This is a genomic window from Actinomycetospora chlora (genome assembly GCF_039542135.1).
Taxonomy (GTDB): domain Bacteria; phylum Actinomycetota; class Actinomycetes; order Mycobacteriales; family Pseudonocardiaceae; genus Actinomycetospora; species Actinomycetospora chlora.
Genome location: NZ_BAABHO010000011.1, coordinates 37,818 through 59,852 on the forward strand (window position 1 = coordinate 37,818; position 22,035 = coordinate 59,852).

The 22,035-nt window shown below is 74.6% G+C and carries 18 protein-coding genes; 6 read left to right on the plus strand and 12 right to left on the minus strand.

Annotated elements, in window-relative coordinates; genetic code table 11:
* Positions 1-26: 26 nt before the first annotated feature.
* A complete protein-coding gene (locus ABD994_RS09050; protein ID WP_345413201.1) occupies positions 27-452 on the minus strand; it encodes a MarR family winged helix-turn-helix transcriptional regulator in 426 nt (141 codons plus the stop codon).
* A gap of 97 nt (positions 453-549) precedes the next feature.
* Between ABD994_RS09050 and ABD994_RS09055 the strand changes: the two genes are divergently transcribed.
* The 4 genes from ABD994_RS09055 to ABD994_RS09070 are packed head-to-tail and all read left to right on the plus strand — an operon-like array spanning position 550 to position 5,043.
* Positions 550-1,365, plus strand: a complete 816-nt coding sequence (locus ABD994_RS09055) for a crotonase/enoyl-CoA hydratase family protein (protein WP_345413205.1) — start codon at positions 550-552, stop codon at positions 1,363-1,365.
* Positions 1,365-3,284 (plus strand): acetoacetate--CoA ligase, encoded by a 1,920-nt coding sequence (locus ABD994_RS09060; RefSeq protein WP_345413207.1) that lies wholly within the window; start codon positions 1,365-1,367, stop codon positions 3,282-3,284. The genes ABD994_RS09055 and ABD994_RS09060 overlap by 1 nt, the downstream gene beginning before the upstream one ends.
* Before the next feature lie 35 nt (positions 3,285-3,319).
* Positions 3,320-4,180 carry a 3-hydroxyacyl-CoA dehydrogenase NAD-binding domain-containing protein gene (locus ABD994_RS09065; RefSeq protein ID WP_345413211.1) on the plus strand — a complete coding sequence of 287 codons (861 nt, stop codon included), beginning with the start codon at positions 3,320-3,322 and terminating at the stop codon, positions 4,178-4,180.
* Positions 4,180-5,043 carry an amidohydrolase family protein gene (locus tag ABD994_RS09070; protein ID WP_345413215.1) on the plus strand — a complete coding sequence of 288 codons (864 nt, stop codon included), beginning with the start codon at positions 4,180-4,182 and terminating at the stop codon, positions 5,041-5,043. Before ABD994_RS09065 ends, ABD994_RS09070 begins: the two co-directional genes overlap by 1 nt.
* 155 nt (positions 5,044-5,198) lie before the next feature.
* Here the strand turns inward: ABD994_RS09070 and ABD994_RS09075 are convergent, their stop codons facing one another.
* Positions 5,199-5,795 carry a TetR/AcrR family transcriptional regulator gene (locus ABD994_RS09075; protein WP_345413219.1) on the minus strand — a complete coding sequence of 199 codons (597 nt, stop codon included), beginning with the start codon at positions 5,793-5,795 and terminating at the stop codon, positions 5,199-5,201.
* An 87-nt stretch (positions 5,796-5,882) separates the two neighbouring features.
* On the opposite strand from ABD994_RS09075, the gene ABD994_RS09080 reads away from it, so the two are divergent.
* A complete protein-coding gene (locus ABD994_RS09080) occupies positions 5,883-6,191 on the plus strand; it encodes a muconolactone Delta-isomerase (protein WP_345413221.1) in 309 nt (102 codons plus the stop codon).
* Positions 6,192-6,200: 9 nt separating this feature from the next.
* Here the strand turns inward: ABD994_RS09080 and hisS are convergent, their stop codons facing one another.
* Positions 6,201-7,493, minus strand: a complete 1,293-nt coding sequence (hisS, locus tag ABD994_RS09085; protein ID WP_345413223.1) for a histidine--tRNA ligase — start codon at positions 7,491-7,493, stop codon at positions 6,201-6,203.
* The gene (locus ABD994_RS09090; RefSeq protein ID WP_345413417.1) at positions 7,490-8,182 is read right to left on the minus strand and encodes an MBL fold metallo-hydrolase; all 693 of its coding nucleotides are present in this window, start codon (positions 8,180-8,182) and stop codon (positions 7,490-7,492) included. Before ABD994_RS09090 ends, hisS begins: the two co-directional genes overlap by 4 nt.
* 89 nt (positions 8,183-8,271) lie before the next feature.
* On the opposite strand from ABD994_RS09090, the gene ABD994_RS09095 reads away from it, so the two are divergent.
* Positions 8,272-9,087, plus strand: a complete 816-nt coding sequence (locus ABD994_RS09095) for a peptidylprolyl isomerase (RefSeq protein ID WP_345413225.1) — start codon at positions 8,272-8,274, stop codon at positions 9,085-9,087.
* 2 nt (positions 9,088-9,089) lie between these two features.
* On the opposite strand, the gene ABD994_RS09100 is transcribed toward ABD994_RS09095, so the two are convergent.
* The 8 genes from ABD994_RS09100 to ABD994_RS09135 all read right to left on the minus strand — a co-directional run bounded on the left by ABD994_RS09100 (position 9,090) and on the right by ABD994_RS09135 (position 21,986).
* Positions 9,090-10,604, minus strand: coding sequence for a glutamate synthase subunit beta (locus ABD994_RS09100; RefSeq protein WP_345413227.1), 1,515 nt, complete (start codon positions 10,602-10,604; stop codon positions 9,090-9,092).
* Positions 10,597-15,195 (minus strand): glutamate synthase large subunit, encoded by a 4,599-nt coding sequence (gene gltB, locus ABD994_RS09105; RefSeq protein ID WP_345413230.1) that lies wholly within the window; start codon positions 15,193-15,195, stop codon positions 10,597-10,599. The genes ABD994_RS09100 and gltB overlap by 8 nt, the downstream gene beginning before the upstream one ends.
* A 246-nt stretch (positions 15,196-15,441) precedes the next feature.
* Positions 15,442-16,581, minus strand: a complete 1,140-nt coding sequence (gene lgt / locus ABD994_RS09110; RefSeq protein WP_345413234.1) for a prolipoprotein diacylglyceryl transferase — start codon at positions 16,579-16,581, stop codon at positions 15,442-15,444.
* Between the two features lie 15 nt (positions 16,582-16,596).
* Positions 16,597-17,388, minus strand: a complete 792-nt coding sequence (trpA, locus tag ABD994_RS09115) for a tryptophan synthase subunit alpha (protein ID WP_345413420.1) — start codon at positions 17,386-17,388, stop codon at positions 16,597-16,599.
* A gap of 23 nt (positions 17,389-17,411) precedes the next feature.
* Positions 17,412-18,725, minus strand: coding sequence for a tryptophan synthase subunit beta (gene trpB / locus ABD994_RS09120; RefSeq protein ID WP_345413236.1), 1,314 nt, complete (start codon positions 18,723-18,725; stop codon positions 17,412-17,414).
* A gap of 35 nt (positions 18,726-18,760) precedes the next feature.
* Positions 18,761-19,570: an indole-3-glycerol phosphate synthase TrpC gene (trpC, locus tag ABD994_RS09125; protein ID WP_345413238.1), complete on the minus strand. Its 810-nt coding sequence runs from the start codon at positions 19,568-19,570 to the stop codon at positions 18,761-18,763.
* Positions 19,567-20,349 carry a Trp biosynthesis-associated membrane protein gene (locus ABD994_RS09130; RefSeq protein WP_345413241.1) on the minus strand — a complete coding sequence of 261 codons (783 nt, stop codon included), beginning with the start codon at positions 20,347-20,349 and terminating at the stop codon, positions 19,567-19,569. Before ABD994_RS09130 ends, trpC begins: the two co-directional genes overlap by 4 nt.
* Positions 20,346-21,986, minus strand: coding sequence for an anthranilate synthase component I (locus tag ABD994_RS09135; protein ID WP_345413244.1), 1,641 nt, complete (start codon positions 21,984-21,986; stop codon positions 20,346-20,348). Before ABD994_RS09135 ends, ABD994_RS09130 begins: the two co-directional genes overlap by 4 nt.
* Between the last annotated feature and the right edge of the window lie 49 nt (positions 21,987-22,035).

Genomic DNA, 22,035 nt, shown 5'->3' on the forward strand with positions numbered 1-22,035 from the left:
TATACGGGACGCAACTGCTCACATGGTTAGCCGGTCAGGTTGGTCCGGCAGCGGTTGAGGACGGCGCGCAGGGCGGCGCGCTCCTCGTCGGAGAAGCCGGCGACCATGCGCTCCTCGACCGCGTCGGCGCCCGGACCGACGGCCGCCAGCAGCGCGCGTCCCCGGTCGGACAGGCCGATGAGCACCCGCCGGCCGTGTGTCGGGTCGGGCGTGCGCGTCACCCAGCCGCCGCGGTCGAGCGCGGCGAGGAGGTCGCCCATCGCCTGCGGGCTGACGAAGGCGTTGCGCGCGAGCTCGGCCCCGGTCAGACCCTCGCGGCGCGCCAGCACGGTCAGCGCCGTCCACTGGGGCACGGTGCAGCCCGTGGGTCGCAGCAGCTCGTCGAGCTGGGCCCGCACGGCCAGCTCGACCTGCTTGACCGCGTACAGCAACGTGGGAGCCGGAGCCGTCACCGCGCCCTCCCCTTTCGCCCGACGGACCCCGAGCTTAATGTCAGGGTCCCTGATATTGATGCGGGGGACCGCCCATGCCCCCACCGGGAGGAGCACGATGAGCGAGCCGGCCGTGCCGGACACCGGCGAGGAGGAGGTGACGACGTTGCTGCCCCGCTCCCTGACCGTGTACCGCGACGGTCCGGTCGCGGTCCTGCGACTCGCGCGCCCCGAGAAGCGCAACGCGCTCGACGACACGACGGTGCTCGGGCTGGAGACGTTCTTCACCGCCCCGCCCGCCGACGTGCGCGCCGTCGTCCTCGACGCCGAGGGCGACCACTTCTCCGCGGGCCTGGACCTCTCCGAGCTCGGCGACACCGACGCCGTCACCGGCGTCGAGCACTCGCGGTTCTGGCACCGGGTCTTCGACCGCATCGAGCGCGGCCGGCTGCCCGTCGTCGCCGCCCTCAAGGGCGCGGTGGTCGGTGGCGGCCTCGAGCTCGCATCCGCCGCCCACGTGCGCGTCGCCGAGCCGAGCGCGTTCTACGCGCTGCCCGAGGCCCGCCACGGGATCTTCGTCGGCGGCGGCGGGTCGGTGCGCGTCCCCCGCCTCATCGGGCTCGCCCGCACGACCGACCTCATGCTCACCGGCCGCGTCCTCGACGCTCAGGAGGGCCAGCAGTACGGCATCTCCACCTACCTCACCGAGCCCGGCGGCGCGTTCGCCCAGGCCCTCGAGCTGGCCCAGAAGATCGCCGCCAATCCCCCGGCCAGCACCTACGCCGTCCTGCAGGCCCTGCCGCGCATCGCCGCGTCCCGCGACGACGAGGGCTTCCTGCTCGAGGCGCTGATGGCCGCGATCACCTCGAGCAGCGGCGAGGCCCAGGAGCGCATGTCGGCGTTCCTCGACGGCCGCGCGGGGAAGGTCCGCTGATGGCGCCCCCGCCCGCGGGCACGGTGACCGCCCGGTTCGTCGACTGGCTCGCCGCCGAGCGCGGGCTGCGCTTCGACGACTACGACGCCCTGCAGCGCTGGTCGGTCACCGACCTCGACGGCTTCTGGTCGGCGATCGCCTCCTTCTTCGACGTCCCCTTCCACGACGCGCCGCGCACGGTGCTCGCCGAGCGCGTCATGCCGGGCGCGGTGTGGTTCCCGGGCGCGACGCTCAACTACGCCGAGCGTGCCGTCGAGGGCCCGGCCGGCAGCGCCGACGACGACGTCGTGCTGATCGCGCACTCGCAGACCCGGGAGCCGCAGGAGTGGACGCGCGCCGGTCTCCGCGACGCCGTGGCCCGCGCCCGGGCCGGGCTGGAGCGCCTCGGGGTGCGTCGCGGCGACCGGGTCGCCGCCTACGCGCCGAACATCCCCGAGACGGTCGTCGCCCACCTCGCGGCGGCGAGCGTCGGCGCCGTGTGGGCCTCCTGCGCGCCGGAGTTCGGCGCCCGCAGCGTCGTCGACCGCTTCGCCCAGATCGAGCCGACGGTCCTGCTCGCGGTCGGCGGCTACGTCTACGGCGACAAGCCTGTCGACCGCACCGACGAGGTCGCCGCCGTCCGCGCCGCGCTGCCCACCGTCCGGCACGTCGTGGAGATCCCGTACGGACCGGGCGCGGTGCCCGACGCCGTCGCGTGGGCCGACCTCCTCGCCGAGCCCGCGGCGCCGGCCTACGACCCGCTGCCCTTCGACCACCCGCTGATGGTGCTGTTCTCGTCGGGCACCACGGGCAAGCCCAAGGCGATCGTGCACGGGCACGGCGGGATCACCGTCGAGCACCTCAAGAACCACGGGCTGGCGTGGGACGTCCAGGCCGGCGACCGGCTGCTGTGGTTCACCACGACGGCCTGGATGATGTGGAACGCGCTGGTCAGCGGCCTGCTGCACGGCGCCGCGCTGATCCTCGTCGACGGCAACCCACTGCACCCCGACCTCTCGTGGCAGTGGCGCCTGGCGGCGCAGGCGCGCGCGACGCACTTCGGCACCTCGCCCGGCTTCCTCATGGCCTGCCGGGGCGAGGGCGTGCACCCGGCCCGCGACCAGGACCTCGGCGCCCTGCGCCAGATCTGCGTCGCAGGCAGCCCGCTGCCGCCGGAGGGCTACCGGTGGGTGGCCGAGGAGTTCGGGCCGCAGGTGCTGCTGCTCGTCGGCAGCGGCGGGACCGACGTCTGCTCGGGGATCGTGCAGGGCGGGCCGTGGCAGGAGGTCGTCGAGGGCGAGATCTCCGGCCGCGAGCTGGGCGTGGACACCGCGGCCTTCGACCCCGAGGGCCGCGAGGTCGTCGGCGAGCGCGGCGAGCTCGTCATCCGCTCCCCCATGCCCTCGATGCCGCTCTGCTTCTGGGGCGACACCGACGGGTCGCGGCTGCACGCGGCCTACTTCGACACCTACCCCGGCGTCTGGCGCCACGGCGACTGGGTGCGGTTCTCCGAGTCCGGCTCGGTGGTGGTCTCCGGGCGCTCGGACGCCACGCTCAACCGCGGCGGGGTGCGCCTGGGCACCGCGGAGTTCTACGCCGTCGTCGAGGAGCTGCCCGAGGTGACCGACAGCCTCGTCGTGCACCTCGAGGACCCGGCCGGCGGCCCCGGCGAGCTGCTGCTGTTCGTGGTGCCGGCCCCGGGGTACGAGGTCGACGAGGCGCTCGTGGGCCGCATCCGGGCGGAGCTGCGCGGGGCGCTCTCCCCGCGGCACGTGCCCGACCGCGTCCTGGGCCTGGCCGCGGTGCCGCGCACCCGGACGGGCAAGAAGCTCGAGGTCCCGGCCAAGCGGATCCTGCTCGGAGCCGACCCGGACACCGTCGCGTCGCGGGACTCGCTCGTGGACCCGTCGGCGCTGGAGCCGTTCGTGGGGCTGCGGTGACGGTCGCGGGAGACGAAGCGGAGCGGAGCTCGACCATGAGGATCGCGGTCGTCGGCACGGGCGTCATCGGGACGAGCTGGGCGCGGCTGTTCGCCGAGCACGGCCACGACGTCGTCGCCACCGACCCGGCGCCGGGCGCGGCGGAGCGGCTGCGCGCCGAGCTCGGGGACGCGGTGGCGTTCGTCGACGACCCGGCCACCGCCGTCGCCGACGCGGACTTCGTCCAGGAGAACGGGCCGGAGCGCCTCGAGGTCAAGCATATGCTGCTCGCGACGCTCGACGCCGCGAGCCGGCCCGAGGTCGTCATCGCCAGCAGCTCCTCGATGCTGCGGCCCACCGACCTGGCCCGGGGCGTCCCCGGGCACCCCGAGCGCGTCCTCGTCGGGCACCCGTTCAACCCGCCGCACCTCGTCCCGCTCGTCGAGGTGGTGCCGGGCGAGGCGACGTCGGAGGCCGCTGTCGCGGCGGCGATGGCGTTCTACACCTCGGTCGGCCGGTCGCCGCTGCGGCTGCGCGCCGAGCTGCCCGGCCACCTGGCCAACCGGCTGCAGGCCGCCCTGTGGCGGGAGGCGTACTCCCTGGTCGAGCGCGGTGTGGCCACCGTGGGCGACGTCGACACGGCGATCACGGAGGGTCCCGGCCTGCGCTGGGCCGGCGTCGGGCCGATCGCCGGGCAGCACCTGTCCGGCGGCGCCGGCGGGCTCGCCCACGTCCTGGAGCACCTGCACCCGGGGACCGAGGCGCTGTGGGCCGATCTCGGGTCGCCCACGATGACCCCGGAGCTCGCGGACCGTCTCGTCGCGCAGGTCACCGAGGCCGTCACCGACCCCGACGACCTGCTCGCCCGCCGCGACGCGGTGATCCGCGCCGTGCTCAGCGCCCGGAGGGAGCACTGATGGATCTCGCTGCCCTGACCGCCATCGACGTCCACACCCACGTCGAGCAGGACAGCCACGGCTGCTTCGCCCTCGCCGACGAGCTCCTGGACGCGTCGGCGGCGTACTTCCGCAGCGACCAGGACCGCACCCCGACGGTCGAGGCGATCGCGGCGCACTACCGCGAGCGGTCGATGGCCGCGGTCGTCTTCACCGTCGAGGCGCCCGCGGCGACGGGCCACCCGCCCCTGTCGAGCGAGGAGATCGTCGAGCAGGCCGCCGCGTTCCCCGACGTGCTGATCCCGTTCGGGTCGGTGGACCCGCACGGCGGGCGGGCGTCGGTGGCACGCATCCGGCGGCTGGTGGAGCGCGGCGCCCGGGGCTTCAAGTTCCACCCGACGCTCCAGGGCTTCGCGCCCAACGACCGCACCTTCTACCCGCTCTACGAGGCGATCACCGAGGCCGGCGTCCCCGCGCTGTTCCACACCGGGCAGACCGGCATCGGCGCGGGCCTGCCGGGCGGGGCGGGGCTCAAGCTGCGCTACTCCGACCCGATGCTGCTCGACGACGTCGCCGCCGACTTCGGCGAGCTCACCATGATCTTCGCCCACCCCTCGGTGCCGTGGCAGGACGCCGCGATCTCGATCGCCGGGCACAAGGCGAACGTCTACATCGACCTGTCGGGCTGGGCGCCGAAGTACTTCCCGCCGCAGCTCGTCCGCGCCGCGGGCCGCCAGCTGCGCGACAAGGTCCTCTTCGGGTCCGACTTCCCGGTCATCACCCCGGACCGGTGGCTGCGCGACTTCGCCGACCTCGACATCCCCGACGACGTGCGCCCGAAGATCCTCAAGGGCAACGCCGCCCGCGTCCTCGGCCTCACCTGACGCACCTCTCCGCAGCGAGGCCCTGCACGAAGGTCAGCCCGCCCCCACGGTCGCCGCAGAGATCGACATCGACCGCACGGGCGCGGTCGACGCCTGGGGTCACATCCCGGGCGTCCCGATCAGTCGCGAGCACGGTGCCCGGCAACCCGCGGCCGTCATCGGGCATCGGGCGCGACCCGGGCCGGTCCGGTGAGCGCGAGCGTCCCGAGGGTCGCCAGGAGGTCGTCGGTCAGCGCGACGAGGTCCTCCTCGCCCCCGGCCGCGTCGAGCCAGCGCTCGTAGGCCGTCAGGAACAGCTGGATGCCCACCCGAGCGGCCACCGGCGCGACGCCCTCGTCGACCCCCCGCCGGACGAGGGCCTCGACGAACGCGGACGCCATGGCGTGCTGCTTGACCAGGTCGCGCTCGAGCAGCTCCGGGTTGGCCGCGATGACGGCCCGCCGCTCGCGCAGCGCGCCGCGCGGGGCGAGGCCCTCCCAGTCGTGCCGCGCCAGCACCCGGACCACCACCCCGAGCGGATCGGTGATCTCCGGGCCCCGGAGGATCTCCTGGACGAGGGCGGCCCGCAGGTCGTCCGCGTCGGCGAACAGGACCTCGCGCTTGTCGGGGAAGTAGCGGAAGAACGTGCGGTTGGTGACGCGGGCCCGGCGCGCGATCTCGACGACGCTGGTGTCCTCGAAGCCCTGCTCGCGGAACAGCTCCAGGGCGGCCGCCCGGAGGCGCTCCCCGCTGCCCTGCTCCCACCGCGGCACGCGGCGACGGTACCGCTTGATGTCACACCGCGACATCGGGTACCGTGATGTCACACCGTGACATCACTCCGAAGGATGGAGCGCAGCGTGGAGTACCTCGTGACGGCGACCCCGACCGGCGGACTGCTCGAGCTGTCCGACGGGGAGCGCGACGCGCTGATGGCGCGGGAGCGCGAGGTCGCGACGGCCCTCATCGACAACGGGACGATCACCTGGATGTGGCGGATCCCCGACACCGGCTCCAGCGTCACGATCTGGAACGCCGAGAGCGCCGAGGCGCTCGACGCGCACCTGCGGACGCTGCCGGTCTTCCCCTACAACGTCGTCGAGGTGACCGCCCTCGCCCTCCACCCGGCGTTCCCGACCCCGCTGGGTGCCGCGGCGAAGCGCGCGTGACGGGCGCCTCTACGCGGGAGAGACACCCTGGTCGGAGTGCAGCGCGCGGTCGACGGCCGCCGCGGCGTCGGCCAGCGGGACGGCGCTCTGGCTGCCGTCGGCGAGGTCCTTGAGCTGGATCTCGCCGGCCTCCAGGTCGCGCTCGCCCAGCACCAGCGCGTAGCGCGCACCGGAGCGGTCGGCGGCCTTCATGGCGCCCTTGAGCCCCCGGCCCCCGTAGGACAGGTCGGCGCGAATGCCGGCGCGGCGCAGGGCCCCGACGATGCCGACGAGGTGGTCCTTGGCCGCCTCCCCCAGCGGTACCCCGAACACCTCGACGCGCGGCGCGGCGTCCAGGCCCGCCTCCTCGGCCCGGCACGCGAGCAGCGCCCGGTCCACGCCCAGCCCGAAGCCGACGCCGGACAGGTCCTGCCCACCGAGCTCGGCCATCAGCCCGTCGTAGCGCCCGCCGCCGCCGATGCCCGACTGCGAGCCCAGGCCGTCGTGGACGAACTCGAACGTGGTCTTCGTGTAGTAGTCCAGGCCCCGGACCATCCAGGGGTTCTCGACGTACGCGACGCCGAGGTCGTCGAGGTGGCGCTTCACCGCCGCGTGGTGGGCGGCCGCCGCGTCGGAGAGGTGGTCGATCATCAGCGGGGCGCCCTCGAGCTGGGCGCGGACCTCGGGACGCTTGTCGTCGAGCACCCGCAGCGGGTTGATGCGGGCGCGCTCGCGGGTGGCCTCGTCGAGGTCGAGCTTCTCCAGGAACCGCGTCAGCTCCGCCCGGTACTGCGGGCGGGTCGTCGCGTCGCCCAGCGACGTGATCTCCAGCCGGTAGCCGCGCAGGCCCAGCGCGCGGAAGCCGGCGTCGGCGACGGCCAGCACCTCCGCGTCGAGCGCGGGGTCGTCGACACCGATCGCCTCGACGCCGACCTGCTGGAGCTGCCGGAACCGTCCGGCCTGGGGGCGCTCGTAGCGGAAGAAGGGGCCGCTGTAGCGCAGCTTGACCGGCAGCCCGCCCTTGTCGAGCCCGTGCTCGATGACCGAGCGGACGACGCCCGCGGTGCCCTCCGGGCGCAGCGTCACCGACCGGCCGCCGCGGTCGTCGAAGGAGTACATCTCCTTGGACACGACGTCGGTCGACTCGCCCACGCCGCGGGCGTAGAGCGCGGTGTCCTCGAACACGGGCAGCTCGATGTGGGCGTAGCCGGCGCGGTCGGCCTCGCGCACGAGGGTGTCGCGGACGCGGACGAACTCCGGCCCGACGTACTCGGGGATGCCCTTGGGCGCGCTGAAGCCGCCGTGCGGCACGGAGGCGGTCACAGGTGGCGTCCGGGCGCGCTCGTCAGGCCCTGGACGAAGGGGTTGGACGTGCGCTCCTGGCCGACCGTGGTCATCGGCCCGTGGCCGGGCAGCACGGCGGTCCCGTCGGCGAGGGTGAGGATCTTGTCGCGCAGCGAGGCCATCATCTCCTCGCTCGACCCGCCGGGCAGGTCGGTCCGCCCGATACCGCCCTGGAACAGGGTGTCGCCGGCGATGAGGAACGGCTGCCCGTCCTCGGTGGCCGACCGGAACACGACCGAGCCGCGCGTGTGGCCCGGGGTGTGGTCGACGGTGAGGCGCAGGCCCGCGAGCTCGAGCTCGGCGCCGTCGTCGAGCGTCTCGACCGACCGGGGCTCGCGGAACTCCAGCCCCGGGTACATCGCGGCGATCTGCCGGCCCATCGGCCCCACCGACCCGAGCGGGTCGGCCAGCATGTGCCGGTCCTCGGGGTGGATCCACGCGGGGACGTCGTCGCCGTCGCACACCGGCGTCACCGACCACATGTGGTCCAGGTGGCCGTGGGTCAGCAGCACCGCCACTGGGGAGAGCCGGTGGCGCGCGATGACCTCGCGCAGCCCCTCCTCGGCGTCCTGGCCCGGGTCGACCACGACACAGGACTCCCCGGGGCCGGGCGCGACCACGTAGCAGTTGGTCTGGAACACCCCGGCCGCGAAGGCCTCGACCAGCACGTCCTCGTCCTCCTCGGGCACGGATACCTCGACCAGCCTAGTCGAGGGCCTCACCGGGACCCGGGGGCGCGGTTCCTACGATGTCGGCCGTGCCGACGAACGAGCAGCGCCGGAAGGCCGCCAAGCGCAAGCTGGAACGCCAGATCGAACGGCGGGCCGAGCGCGCCAAGCGCCGCCGGCAGCGGCTCACCCTGATCTCCGTGGTCGCGGTCGTGGCCCTCGTCGCCGTCGGGGTCGGGATCTACTTCGTCGCGTCGGGCTCCGGCTCGTCGGCGCCCGAGGCCGCGCCGCCCTCGACGTGCACGTACAACCCGTCGGAGCCGGCGGCCAAGCCGAACACCCCGCCCGACCCGAACCCGCCGACGACCGGCACCGTCGACGTCACCCTGCAGACCACCCAGGGCGCGATCCCGATGACGCTGGACCGCGCCTCGGCGCCCTGCGCGGTCAACGCCGTCGTGAGCCTGGCCCAGCAGGGCTTCTACGACGACACACCGTGCCCCCGGCTCGTCACCAGCAAGGGCAGTCTCGAGGTGCTGCAGTGCGGCGACCCGACCGGCTCCGGCGCGGGCGGGCCCGGCTACCAGTACGCCGAGGAGCCCCCGCAGGGCCTCGCGCCCTTCCCCGGGGCCGGCGGCCAGGCCTCGACGTACTCCCGCGGCCTGATCGCCATGGCCAAGAGCTCCCAGCCGGGGTCCACCGGCAGCCAGTTCTTCCTCGTCTACGGCGACTCGGCGCTGCCGCCCGAGTACTCGGTGATCGGGCGGATCTCCACCGAGGGCCTGGCCGTGCTCGACAAGGTCGGCGCGGGCGGCGACGACGGGTCGAACCAGGCCGGCGGCGGCGCGCCGCGCATCCCCGTGCAGATCCAGCGCGCGGTCGTGGCGACCCCGCCGGCACCCTGACCTCAGCCGGCGGGCGAGAGCGGCAGGGCGCCCGGGTGCAGGGGCGACGGGAGGTCGGTGCTGCCGTCGGGGTCGAGGTAGCGGTCGACCGCCGCGGCGGCGGAGCGACCCTCGGCGATGGCCCAGACGATGAGCGACGCGCCGCGGTGGGCGTCGCCGCAGACGAACACGCCGGGCGCGTCGGTCTGCCAGTCCGACCCGCACGGGATCGAGCCCTTCGGCGAGCGCTCGATGCCCAGCGCCGGGATCAGCGCCATGTCGTCGGGGCCGGTGAACCCGATGGAGAACAGCACGAGGTCGGCGGGCATCTCGTGCACCTCCTCCGAGGTCGGGACGACCTCGCGCGAGCCGTCCTCGCCGCGGCGCACCTCGACCGACGACAGCTCGACCGCGCGCACGTGGCCGCGGTCGTCGCCGACGAAGCGGCGCACGGCGGTGGCGAACAGGCGCTCGCCGCCCTCCTCGAGCGCCGGCGGGGTGCGGAACACGTAGGGCCAGGTCGGCCAGGGTGACGACGACTCCTGGCGGGTCTGCGGCGGCGGCGGGTACTGGTCGAGCTGGTGCACGCCGATCGCACCCTGGCGGGTCGCGGTGCCGTAGCAGTCGGCGCCGGTGTCGCCGCCGCCGATGATCACGACGTTGCCGCCGCGGGCATCGATCGGCGACGGCCCGTCGCCCTCCTGCTCGCGGTTGGCCGGCACCAGGTACTCCATGGCCAGGTGGATGCCGTCGAGGTCGCGCCCGGGGATGGTCGGGTCGTCGCGCCCGGCGAGCGCCCCGACGGCGAGCACGACCGCGTCGTGCTCGGCGCGCAGCCGCTCGACGGGCAGGCCCTCCCCGCCGACCTCGCAGTTCGGGACGAACCGGGTGCCCTCGGCGCGCATCTGGTCGAGGCGCCGGTCGACCTCCCACTTCTCGAACTTGTACTCGGGGATGCCGTAGCGCATCAGCCCGCCCAGACGGTCGTCGCGCTCGTACACCGTCACGTCGTGACCGGCGCGGGTGAGCTGCTGGGCCGCGGCCAGCCCGGCCGGCCCGGACCCGACGACGGCGACGCGCTTCCCCGTGCGGATCGCCGGCAGCTGGGGGCCGATGTTCCCGTCGGCCCAGCCGTTCTCGGCGATCGACCACTCGACGCGCTTGATCGTCACCGGGCCGGGCTGGCTGGTGATCGACAGGACGCATGCGGCCTCGCACGGCGCCGGGCACAGCGCGCCGGTGAACTCCGGGAAGTTGTTGGTGGCGTGCAGCCGGTCGGTGGCCCGGGCCCACTCGCCGCGGCGGACGTGGTCGTTCCACTCGGGGATGAGGTTGCCGAGCGGGCAGCCCGCCCCGCCGGAGTGGCAGAACGGGATGCCGCAGTCCATGCAGCGGGCGGCCTGCACCTCCGTCCCGGACCGCACCTCCGGGTCGGTCAGCGGCGCGTAGAGCTCGTGCCAGTCGGCGCGGCGCTCCTCGACGGGTCGCTTCGGGTTGTCCTGCCGCTCGTACTTGAGGAACCCGCGCGGGTCAGCCACCGGCCGCCACCTCCATGATCACCTCGTCGGGGTCGCGCCCCTCGGCCTGGGCGCGCTGCGTCGCGTCGAGGACGCGGCGGAAGTCGTCGGGCATGACCTTGGTGAACCGCGCGACGGTCGCGTCCCAGTCGGCGAGCAGGGCCGCCGCCCGCGGCGAGCCGGTGAGCTCCCGATGGCGCTCGACGACGCCGTGCAGCCAGTCGGCGTCCTCGTCGTCGACCGGGTCGAGCGACACCATCTCGCTGTTGACGCGGTACTCGGGCAGGTCGAGCACGAACGCGATGCCGCCCGACATGCCCGCGCCGAGGTTGCGGCCGGTGGCGCCGAGGACGACGACCCGGCCGCCGGTCATGTACTCGCAGGCGTGGTCGCCGGTGCCCTCGACGACGGCCAGCGCGCCGGAGTTGCGGACACAGAACCGCTCGCCGACCTGGCCGCGCAGGAACACCTCGCCGCCGGTGGCGCCGTAGGCGATGACGTTGCCGGCGATGACGTGCTGCTCGTCCTCGCTCCCGGCGAACGGCGAGTCCTCCGGCGGCCGGGCGACCACCCGCCCGCCCGAGAGGCCCTTGGCCAGGTAGTCGTTGGCGTCGCCGACGAGGTCGAGCGTCATCCCCGGCGGCAGGAACGCCCCGAACGACTGCCCCGCCGACCCGTGGAGCTCGACGTGGATCGTGTCGTCGGGCAGGCCCTCCGCGCCGTAGCGGCGGGTCACCTCGGCGCCGGTGAGGGTGCCGACCGTGCGGTTGACGTTGCGCACCGGCATCTCCAGGCGCACCGGTGTCGCGTCGGCGAGCGCGCCCTCGGCGAGCTGCATCAGCGTGCGGTCCAGCGCCTGGTCCAGCCCGTGGTCCTGCGGGCGGGTGCGGATGCGGTCGGTGGGCGCGCCCTCCGGCACGTCGGGGACGGCGAAGAGCGGCGTCAGGTCGATGCCGCGGGCCTTCCAGTTCTCGATCGCCTCGCGGCCGTCGATGAGCTCGGCGTGCCCGATGGCCTCGTCGAGGGTGCGGAAGCCCAGCTCGGCGAGGTGCTCGCGCACCTCCTGCGCCACGAACCAGAAGAAGTTCTCGACGAACTCCGGCTTGCCCGTGTAGCGCTTGCGCAGCTCCGGGTTCTGCGTGGCGATGCCGACCGGGCACGTGTCCAGGTGGCAGACGCGCATCATGACGCAGCCGTTGACCACGAGCGGCGCCGTCGAGAAGCCGTACTCCTCGGCCCCCAGCAGCGCACCGATGATCACGTCGCGGCCCGTCTTCATCTGCCCGTCGACCTGCACGGTGATCCGGTCGCGCAGGCCGTTGAGCATCAGCGTCTGCTGGGTGTCGGCCAGGCCGATCTCCCACGGGGCGCCGGCGTGCTTGAGCGACGTCAGCGGCGCCGCGCCCGTGCCGCCCTCGTAGCCCGAGATCAGGACGACGTCGCTGTGGGCCTTGGCGACCCCCGCCGCGACCGTGCCGACGCCGACCGACGCGACGAGCTTGACGTGGATCCGGGCGTGCTCGTTGGCGTTCTTGAGGTCGTGGATGAGCTGCTTGAGGTCCTCGATGGAGTAGATGTCGTGGTGCGGCGGCGGCGAGATCAGCCCGACGCCCGGCGTCGAGTACCGCACCTCGGCGATCCACGGGTAGACCTTCTGGCCGGCGAGCTGGCCGCCCTCCCCCGGCTTGGCGCCCTGCGCCATCTTGATCTGGATGTCGGTGGCGTTGACCAGGTACTCGCTGGTCACGCCGAAGCGGCCGGACGCGACCTGCTTGATCGACGAGCGCTTGGACGGGTCGTAGAGCCGGACCGGGTCCTCGCCGCCCTCGCCGGTGTTCGACTTGCCGCCGATGTTGTTCATGGCGATCGCGAGGTCGGTGTGCGCCTCGGCGGAGATCGACCCGTAGGACATGGCGCCGGTGGCGAACCGCTTGACGATCTCGGTGGCCGGCTCGACCTCGTCGATCGGGACGGGGGTCCGCTCCTCGGTCCGCAGCCGGAACATCCCGCGCAGGGCCCCTCCGGAGGAGATCAGGCGGTTGACCTCGTCCGTGTACTTCTTGAACACGTCCCACTGCTTGGTGCGCGCGGAGTGCTGCAGCAGGAACACGGTCTCCGGGCTGAACAGGTGCAGCTCGCCCTCGCGACGGTAGGCGTACTCGCCGCCGACCTCGAGCTTGCGGTGCTTGCGCTCGCCCGGGTTGTCCGGGTACGCGCGGCGGTGGCGCTCCGCGGCCTCGTGGGCGACGAGGTCGAGCCCGCCGCCGCCGAGCTTCGACGACGTGCCCCAGAAGAACTCGTCGACGAACTCCTGGGAGAGCCCGAGGGCCTCGAACGCCTGGGCCGCGGTGTAGCCCGAGACCGTCGAGATGCCCATCTTCGACATCACCTTGCGCACGCCCTTGACCAGGGCGCCGATGAAGTTCTGGATCGCCTGCTCGCAGTCGACGCCCTGCAGCCACCCGTTGTTGATCATGTCTTCGATCGACTCGAAGGCCAGGTACGGGTTGACCGCCGCGGCGCCGTAGCCGAGCAGCAGGGCGACGTGGTGCACCTCGCGGGCGTCGCCGCACTCGGCGACGAGCGCCACCTGCGTGCGCTCCCGGGTGCCCACCAGGTGGTGGTGCACGGCCGAGACCAGCAGCAGCGCCGGGATCGGTGCCCACCGGTGGTCGGAGTCGCGGTCGGAGAGCACGAGGATGCGCTTGCCGGCGGCGATCGCCTCGGACGACTCGCGGCGCACCCGGTCGAGCGCGTCGCGCAGGGCCTCCTCGCCGCCGTCGACCTCGTAGAGGCCGCTGATGACGGTGGCGGCGAAGCCGGGCATGTCGCCGTCGTCGTTGATGTGGATGAGCTTGGCCAGCTCGTCGTTGTCGATCACCGGGTCGGGCAGCACGACCTGGCGGCAGGACGCCGGCCCGGGGTGGAACAGGTTCTGCTCCGGCCCGATCGCCCGGGCCATCGACGTCACCAGCTCCTCGCGGATGGCGTCGAGCGGCGGGTTCGTGACCTGCGCGAACAGCTGGACGAAGTAGTCGTAGAGCATCCGCGCCCGCGACGAGAGGGCGGCGGTGGGCGTGTCGGTGCCCATCGAGCCCAGCGGCTCGGCGCCCGTCGTCGCCATCGGGGCGAGCAGGACGCGTTGCTCCTCCTCGGTGTAGCCGAAGGTCTGCTGGCGCCGCATCACCGACTCGTGGGTGTGCACGACGTGCTCGCGCGCGGGCAGCTCGTCGAGACGGATCAGCCCGGCGTGCAGCCACTCCGCGTAGGGCTCCTCGGCGGCGAGCTCGCTCTTGTAGGCGTCGTCGTCGACGATCGTCCCGGCGCGGGTGTCGACGAGGAACATCCGCCCGGGCCGCAGCCGCCCCTTGGCCAGCACGCGGGACGGCTCGACGTCGAGCACGCCCGACTCGCTGGCCATGACCACGCGGTCGTCGTCGAGGTGCCACCAGCGCGACGGGCGCAGGCCGTTGCGGTCGAGCGTGGCACCGACCAACGTCCCGTCGGTGAACGTGACGCACGCCGGGCCGTCCCACGGCTCCATGAGCGTGGCGTGGAACCGGTAGAACGCCTTCTGGTCCGCCGGCATCTCGTCGTGGTTCTCCCACGCCTCGGGCATCATCATCATCACGGCGTGCGGCATCGGCCGGCCGCCGAGCGTGAGCAGCTCGAGCACCTCGTCGAAGCTCGCCGAGTCCGAGACGTCCTCCGGGCACACCGGCATCGCGCGCTGCAGGTCGCCGGGGAACAGGTCGGTGCCGAGCAGCGCCTCGCGGGCCCGCATGCGGTTGCGGTTGCCGCGGATGGTGTTGATCTCGCCGTTGTGCGCCATCGCGCGGTAGGGGTGCGCCAGCGGCCAGCTCGGGAACGTGTTGGTGGAGAAGCGGCTGTGCACCACCGCGATGGCGCTGACCAGGCGCTCGTCGCGCAGGTCGCCGAAGAACAGCGGCAGCTGGTCGGTGGTCAGCATGCCCTTGTAGGTCATGGTGCGGCTGGACAGCGAGGCGATGTAGACCCCGCAGCCCTCCTCGCGCGACTGGCGCTCGACGCGCTTGCGCAGGATCCAGGCGAGCCGGTCGAGCTCGATGCCGGCCGCGGTCCGCTCGGGGGCGGCGACCACGAGCTGGGCGAAGTGCGGCATGGCGCTGCGCGCGACCGAGCCGACGTCGGCGCCGTCGGGGTCCACCGGCACCTCGCGCCACCCGAGGACGTCGAGGCCCTCCTCGGCCGCGATCCGCTCCAGCAGCGAGACCGCCTTGGTGCGGTCGTCGGGGTCGACCGGCAGGAAGGCCAGGCCCGTGGCGTAGGCCAGCAGGTCCGGGCCGCCGTCGGGGGCCGTCCGGGGCTCGGGCAGGGCGAAGTCGACGGTGGCCCGCAGGAGCGCGTCGGGCACCTGGACCAGGATCCCGGCGCCGTCGCCGGTGGTCGGCTCGCTGCCGGCGGCGCCGCGGTGGTCGAGGTTGTGCAGCACGTGGAGCGCGTCGCGGACGATGTCGTGGCTGCGCACGCCGCGCGCGTGCGCGACCGCGCCGACGCCGCAGGCGTCGTGCTCGTAGGCGGGGTCGTAGAGACCCTGCCGGCCGGGAGCCGAACCTGGCTGGGATGCCGACATCCGGCGCCTCCTCGTCCTCGCGCGGGCGTGTGGTGGGGGGTACCCGGGGACGACGGCGGCCCTGGATCGATCCGGCACTGGAGACCACGCCGCGCGCGGTCGCTGCGCAGCGGGTGGGGATCGGTGCGGGCCCGGGGCCCGTGACGGCGCGCGGGACATCGACGTCGCGCGCGGAACCCTGCCGATCCTAGTCGGTCGGCTGCCGCGGGGCAGGGCGCGAGCGCGGCGGCCCCGGGCAGGTCGGGATCAGCTCTTGGCGGCCGACGGCGGCTCCGCCGGCGCGTCCTCCTCGCGCTCCTGCTCCGGGTCCGCGGGCGCGGCGTCGACGCTGCTCGGGCTCGCGGCGCCGCCGCGGCCCCGGCCCTCGGCGGCGGGCGACTTCTCGTCGCGCCGCGCGTCGACCTCGTTGTGGGCGCGCTGGTCCTCGTCCGGGTCGCCGGTGCTGTTGGTACTGGCCATGGAATCGGACGTACCCGGGTCTCCGGCACCCGAACCGGCGTCGCCGGCGGGCTCGGCGGCGCGGCCGAACACCTCGCGGTCCCCGCGGACGAGCACCAGGTAGAGCACCGCCCCGAGGAACACCACGCCCGCGACGACGACGTTGATGCGCACGTCGCCGAACACCCGCGTGGCCGGATCGGTGCGCATCAGCTCGATGACGAACCGCCCCGCCGTGTAGCCGGCGACATAGAGCGCGAACGCCCGCCCGCGGGCGAGGCGGAAGCGCCGGTCGGCCCACACGACGAGCGCGGCGACGAGCAGGTTCCAGATCAGCTCGTAGAGGAACGTCGGCTGCACGATCTCGATCGGCGTGGTGTCCACGGCGACGCCGGTGAGGTTGTCCGGGATGCCGGTGGACGGGTCGACCCGGCGGTAGATCTCCAGGCCCCACGGCAGCGTCGTCGGCGCGCCGTAGAGCTCCTGGTTGAACCAGTTGCCCAGCCGCCCGATGGCCTGCGCGGTGACGATGCCGGGCGCGGCCGCGTCGGCGAACGCCGTCAGCGGCACCCCGCGGCGGCGGCAGGCGATCCACGCGCCCACCCCGCCGAGGGCGATCGCCCCCCAGATGCCGAGGCCGCCCTGCCAGATGTAGAGCGCGGCGACCGGGTTGCCCCCGGGGCCGAAGTAGGTCTTCCAGTCGGTGGCGACGTGGTAGAGCCGGCCGCCGATCAGGCCGAACGGCACCGCGAACACGGCGATGTCGGTGACCGTGCCCGGCTCCCCGCCGCGGGCGACGAACCGCCGCTCGGTCCACAGGATGGCGACGACGATCCCGGCGATGATGCACAGCGCGTACGCCCGCACCGGGATCGGCCCGACCTCCCACACGCCCTGCGGGGGGCCGGGGAGGTAGGTGGGCAGAGACGCGACCAGCACGGCCGCCACGCTATCTGCCGCCGGTCAGCGCCCGGTGTGCTGGCCCCGGACGCCCGCGGCGAGCTCGGTGGTGAGCCGGGCGACGGCGGCGCGGCCGTGCTCCGCGGCGCTGACCAGCGCCGACCCGACGATCACGCCGTCGGCGAAGCCCGCCACCTCGCCGGCCTGGGCCCCGTTGCGCACGCCGAGGCCGACGCCGATCGGGAGGTCGGTGTGCGCCCGGGCGCGGCTCACCAGCGTGGTCGCCGAGCCGGACACGGCGTCGCGGGCGCCGGTGACGCCCATCGTCGAGGCCGCGTAGAGGAACCCGCGGGTGGCCGCCGTGGTGGCGGCGATGCGCTCGTCGCTGGACGACGGCGCGACGAGGAAGATCGGGGCGAGCCCCTCGCGGTCGGCGGCGGCGAGCCAGCCCGCGGCCTCGTCGGGCACGAGGTCCGGGGTGATGAGCCCGAGGCCGCCGGCGCTCGCGAGGTCGCGGGCGAAGGCGTCCACGCCGTAGCGCAGCACCGGGTTCCAGTACGTCATGACCACCGCGCGGCCACCGCGGGCGGCGAGCTGCTCGACGACGGCGAGGGTGTCGCGCACGCGGACCCCGCCGCGCAGGGCGGTCTCGACGGCGTGCTGGACGACCGGGCCGTCGAGCACCGGGTCGGAGTAGGGCAGCCCGACCTCGACGAGGTCGGCGCCCGCGGCGAGCACCTGGGTGAGCAGGCCGACCGAGCCCGGCACCGTCGGGTAGCCGGCGGGGAGGTAGCCGATGAGTGCGGCGCGGTCCTCGGCCCTCGCGGTGGTGAAGACCTCGCCGAGCTTGTCGATCCCGGTGCCGGTGCCGGTGGCCGTCACAGCTCCCGCTCCCCGCTGGCCACGGCGCCGTCGGCGTCGGTCGCCGGGAGGGGCTCCTCGGTGGGCAGCGACGCGGGGTCGACGACGCCGAACCACCGCGCCGCCGTGTCGACGTCCTTGTCGCCGCGCCCGGAGAGGTTGACCAGGATCGTCGCGTCGGGCCCGAGCTCGGCCACCAGCTGCGGGCCGAGGCGCAGCGCGCCGGCGATCGCGTGGGCCGACTCGATGGCCGGGATGATGCCCTCGGTGCGGCAGAGCAGCCGGAACGCCTCCATCGCCTCGGCGTCGGTGACCGGCTCGTAGCGCGCCCGCCCGGAGTCGGCCAGGAACGCGTGCTCCGGGCCGACGCCCGGGTAGTCGAGGCCGGCGGAGATCGAGTGCGTCTCCAGCGTCTGGCCGTCCTCGTCCTGCAGCAGGTACGACATGGCGCCGTGCAGGGCGCCGGGCGACCCGCCGGTGATCGACGCGGCGTGCCGGCCGGTCTCGACGCCGTCGCCCGCGGCCTCGTAGCCGTACAGGCGCACCGAGGCGTCGTCGAGGAACGGGTGGAAGATCCCGATGGCGTTCGAGCCGCCGCCCACGCACGCCGCGACGGCGTCCGGCAGCCGCCCGTACGCGGCGAGCACCTGCTCGCGGGCCTCGAGGCCGATGACGCGGTGGAAGTCGCGCACCATCATCGGGAAGGGGTGCGGGCCCGCGGCCGTGCCGAGGATGTAGTGGGTGTGCCCGACGCTCGCGACCCAGTCGCGGTAGGCCTCGTTGAGGGCGTCCTTGAGCGTGCGCGACCCCGTGGTCACCGGCACGACCTCGGCACCCAGCAGCCGCATCCGGGCCACGTTGAGGGCCTGGCGCTCGGTGTCGACCTCGCCCATGTAGACGACGCACTCGAGGCCCATGAGCGCCGCGGCCGTGGCCGTCGCGACGCCGTGCTGCCCGGCGCCGGTCTCGGCGATCACGCGCGTCTTGCCCATCCGGCGGGTCAGCAGCGCCTGACCCAGCACATTGTTGATCTTGTGCGAACCGGTGTGGTTGAGGTCCTCGCGCTTGAGCAGGATGCGCGCCCCGCCCGCGTGCCGGGACAGCCGCCGCGCGTCGGTGACCGGGGACGGCCGCCCCGCGTAGTCGCGCTGCAGGCGGTCGAGCTCCGCGAGGAACTCCGGGTCGTGGCGCGCCTTGTCGTACTCCGCGGCGACCTCGTCGACCGCGGCGATGAGCGCCTCGGGCATGTAGCGGCCGCCGTACGGCCCGAAGTGGCCGGCCTCGTCCGGCTCGTGCGTGGTCCCGGCGAGGCCCTGGCTGGCCGACGTCATCACGTGCTCCTGCGCTGCGTTCTGAGGGGCGCGCGTCAGCGCGCGGGCTTGGGGCACGCCGGGTGCGACCCGGCGGTGACCAGCTGGCGCACCGCGGCCCGGGGGTCCTCGGCCGTGGCCATCGACTCGCCCACGAGGACGGCGTCGGCGCCGTGGCCGGCGTACGTCATGAGGTCGCCCGGACCGCGCACGCCGGACTCGGCGACGCGGATGACCTCGCCGGGCAGCCCCGGGGCGATGCGGCTGAAGACGCCGCGGTCGACCTCGAGGGTGTGGAGGTCGCGGGCGTTGATGCCGACGAGCTTGGCGCCGGCCCGCAGCGCCATGTCGGCCTCCTCCTCGTTGTGCACCTCGACCAGCGCCGTCATCCCGAGGGAGTGCACGCGGTCGACCAGCGCGTCGAGGGCGTTCTGCTCGAGCACCGAGCACATCAGCAGCACGAGGTCGGCGCCGTGGGCGCGTGCCTCGTGCACCTGGTAGGTGCCGACCACGAAGTCCTTGCGCAGCACCGGGACGTCGACCGCCGCGCGCACGGCGTCGAAGTCGGCCAGCGAGCCGCCGAAGTACCGCTGCTCGGTGAGCACGCTGATCACGCGTGCGCCGCCGTCGACGTAGCGGCCGGCGAGCCACGCCGGGTCCGGGATGTCGGCCATGTGGCCCTTGGACGGGCTCGCGCGCTTGACCTCGGCGATCACGCCGATGCCGGGCCCCTGCAGGGCGGCCAGGGCGTCGCGCGCCGGCGGCGCGGCCGCGGCGCGGTCCTTGATGACGTCGAAGGGGACGTCGGCTTCCCGGGCGGCGAGGTCGGCCCGGACCCCCTCGAGGATCTGCTCCAGGACGCTCACGCCGGGTCTGCCCCTTTCCCCCGTCCGAGTTCGTTCCATGTTAACCCGCTCTCCCTCGCGCGCCCCCCACCGGAGTCCAGCGGCCCGCCGGGTCGTCGCCCGGGCGGAGGCTCGCCGTGGAGATCACGCACCCGATCGTCGCCCCGACCACCGTCCGTGTCCGCACGGGGGTCGGGATCGCGGTGGGGACCGGGGCCCGGTTCCGGACCGGCCGTGGGGTCCGAGCCCTCGTCGAGGGCCTCCCACAGCGCGCGGTCCGGGTCGGCGGGCGCCGGGCGCCGCTCCCCCGGCGCGTCGTAGCGCGCCCCCATGCGGGGCAGCACCGCGGCCCACCGCACGGTGAGCAGGCCGGCGGCCAGCATGAGCAGCCCGCCCAGCACCGCGAGCAGCGGCCCCGAGGCCACGGCCTCCGGGGGCAGCGGGCGGTCGCCGGGGCGGACACCGACCGACAGGGCCTGCAGCGTCGGCGCCACGAGACCGGTGGCGGCCCGCAGCACCGCCCACAGGCCCGCGACGGCCACCAGCGTGCCGACCACGCGGCGTCCCCACCCGGCGGTGGCGACGAGACCGCCCACGGCGGCCAGGCAGAGCAGCGCCCACGGCACGAGGATCGGCTCGGCCCCCGCCCCGTCGGCGGTGCTGGTGCGCGGGCCGGTGGCGCTCTCGACGACCTGGCTGACCCACGTCAGCCGCGACGAGCCCCACAGCACCGCCGCCGCGACCACCAGCAGCAGCACGAGCAGCCCGAGCAGGCGCCCCGGCGGGCGCGGGGCGGTCACGGGACCGCCGGGAGCGGGTCGGCCCGCGGCAGGCCGTGGGCGGTGCCCTCCCCCGCCGTCGGGGCCGGGGCCCCGAGCGTGCCCGCCGCCGCGACCGCGGCCAGCACCGCCCGGGCCTTGTTGACGCACTCGGTGTCCTCGGCCACGGGGTCGGAGTCCGCGACGATGCCGCCGCCGGACTGGACGTGGGCGACGCCGTCGCGCAGCAGCCCGGTGCGGATGGCGATCGCGGTGTCGGCGTCGCCGGCGAAGTCGAGGTAGCCCACGATGCCGCCGTAGAGCCCGCGCCGGGTCGGCTCGAGCTCTTCGATGATGCGCAGCGCCATCGGCTTGGGCGCCCCGGAGAGCGTGCCCGCCGGGAAGCAGGCCGTGACCGCGTCGAACGCCGTGCGGCCCTCCGCGAGCCGGCCCGTCACCGTGCTGACCAGGTGCATGACGTGGCTGTAGCGCTCGATCTCGAAGAAGCGCCGCACGCTGACCGTGCCCGGGACGCAGACGCGCCCGAGGTCGTTGCGCCCCAGGTCGACGAGCATGAGGTGCTCGGCGCGCTCCTTCTCGTCGGCGAGGAGGTCCTTGGCCAGGAGGGTGTCCTCCTCGGCGTCGGCGCCCCGCCAGCGCGTGCCCGCGATGGGATGGGTGGTCGCGACGCCGTCGCGCACCGTCACGAGCGCCTCGGGGCTCGAGCCGACGATCTCGAACGGGCGGCCCGCCGCGTCGGCGAGGCGCAGCAGGTACATGTACGGGCTGGGATTGGTCATCCGCAGCATCCGGTAGATCTCCATCGCGTCGGCCGTGGTGTCGGCCTCGAACCGCTGGGAGAGCACCACCTGGAAGGCGTCGCCGGCCCGGATGCGCTCCTTCGCCACCTCGATCGCCGCGTGGTGCTCCTCGGGCGAGCGGCGCCGGCGGACCGTGCCGGCCGCAGCGGGTCCGGCGGGCACGCCCGCCGTCGCGACCGTGGACGGCGCCGGCGCGGCCAGCTCGGCGGCCATGCGGTCGAGCCGGGCGAGCGCGTCGTCGTAGGCCGCGTCGGCCCGCTCCGGGCTGTCGTCCCAGTTCACGGCGTTGGCGATGAGGGTGACCGTGCCCTCGTGGTGGTCGAGCGCCGCCACGTCGGTGGCGAGCAGCATGACCGTCTCGGGAATGTGCAGGTCGTCGGTCGCGTGCTCGGGGACGCGCTCGAGGCGGCGCACCGCGTCGTACCCGACGTAGCCGACGAGCCCGCCGGTGAGCGGCGGCAGCCCGGGCAGCGGATCGGTGCGCAGCCGCTGCAGCGTCTCGCGCAGGACGGCCAGGGGGTCGTCCCATCCCTGCTCGTCGTCCGGCCCGCCGGGCAGCCCGACCGGCACCTGGCCCGTCCAGTGCGCCCGCCCGTCGACCTCCGTCAGCGTCGCCGCGCTGCGCGCGCCGACGAAGCTCCACCGCGACCACGACTCGCCGTGGGCCGCCGACTCGAGCAGGAACGTGCCGGGGCGGCGGCCCGCGAGCTTGCGGTAGAGGCCCACCGGCGTCTCGCCGTCGGCCAGCAGCCGGCGCGTCACCGGGATGACGCGGTGGTGCGGGGCCAGCGCGTGGAACCCCGCGCGGTCTGGCACGACCGCACCGAGCGGCGCCGTGGCGTGGTCGGATCCGGACACGAGCCCATTCTGGCCCCCGCCCCCGACAGCCCCCGACGACCGGGGTCGG

Excerpts from the sequence above, each read along its gene's own strand:
- ABD994_RS09055 (WP_345413205.1), top strand. The coding sequence starts at position 550 with ATGAGCGAGCCGGCCGTGCCGGACACCGGCGAGGAGGAGGTGACGACG.
- ABD994_RS09060 (WP_345413207.1), top strand. The coding sequence starts at position 1,365 with ATGGCGCCCCCGCCCGCGGGCACGGTGACCGCCCGGTTCGTCGACTGG.
- ABD994_RS09065 (WP_345413211.1), top strand. The coding sequence starts at position 3,320 with ATGAGGATCGCGGTCGTCGGCACGGGCGTCATCGGGACGAGCTGGGCG.
- ABD994_RS09070 (WP_345413215.1), top strand. The coding sequence starts at position 4,180 with ATGGATCTCGCTGCCCTGACCGCCATCGACGTCCACACCCACGTCGAG.
- gltB (WP_345413230.1), bottom strand. The coding sequence starts at position 15,195 with ATGTCGGCATCCCAGCCAGGTTCGGCTCCCGGCCGGCAGGGTCTCTAC.
- trpB (WP_345413236.1), bottom strand. The coding sequence starts at position 18,725 with ATGACGTCGGCCAGCCAGGGCCTCGCCGGGACCACGCACGAGCCGGAC.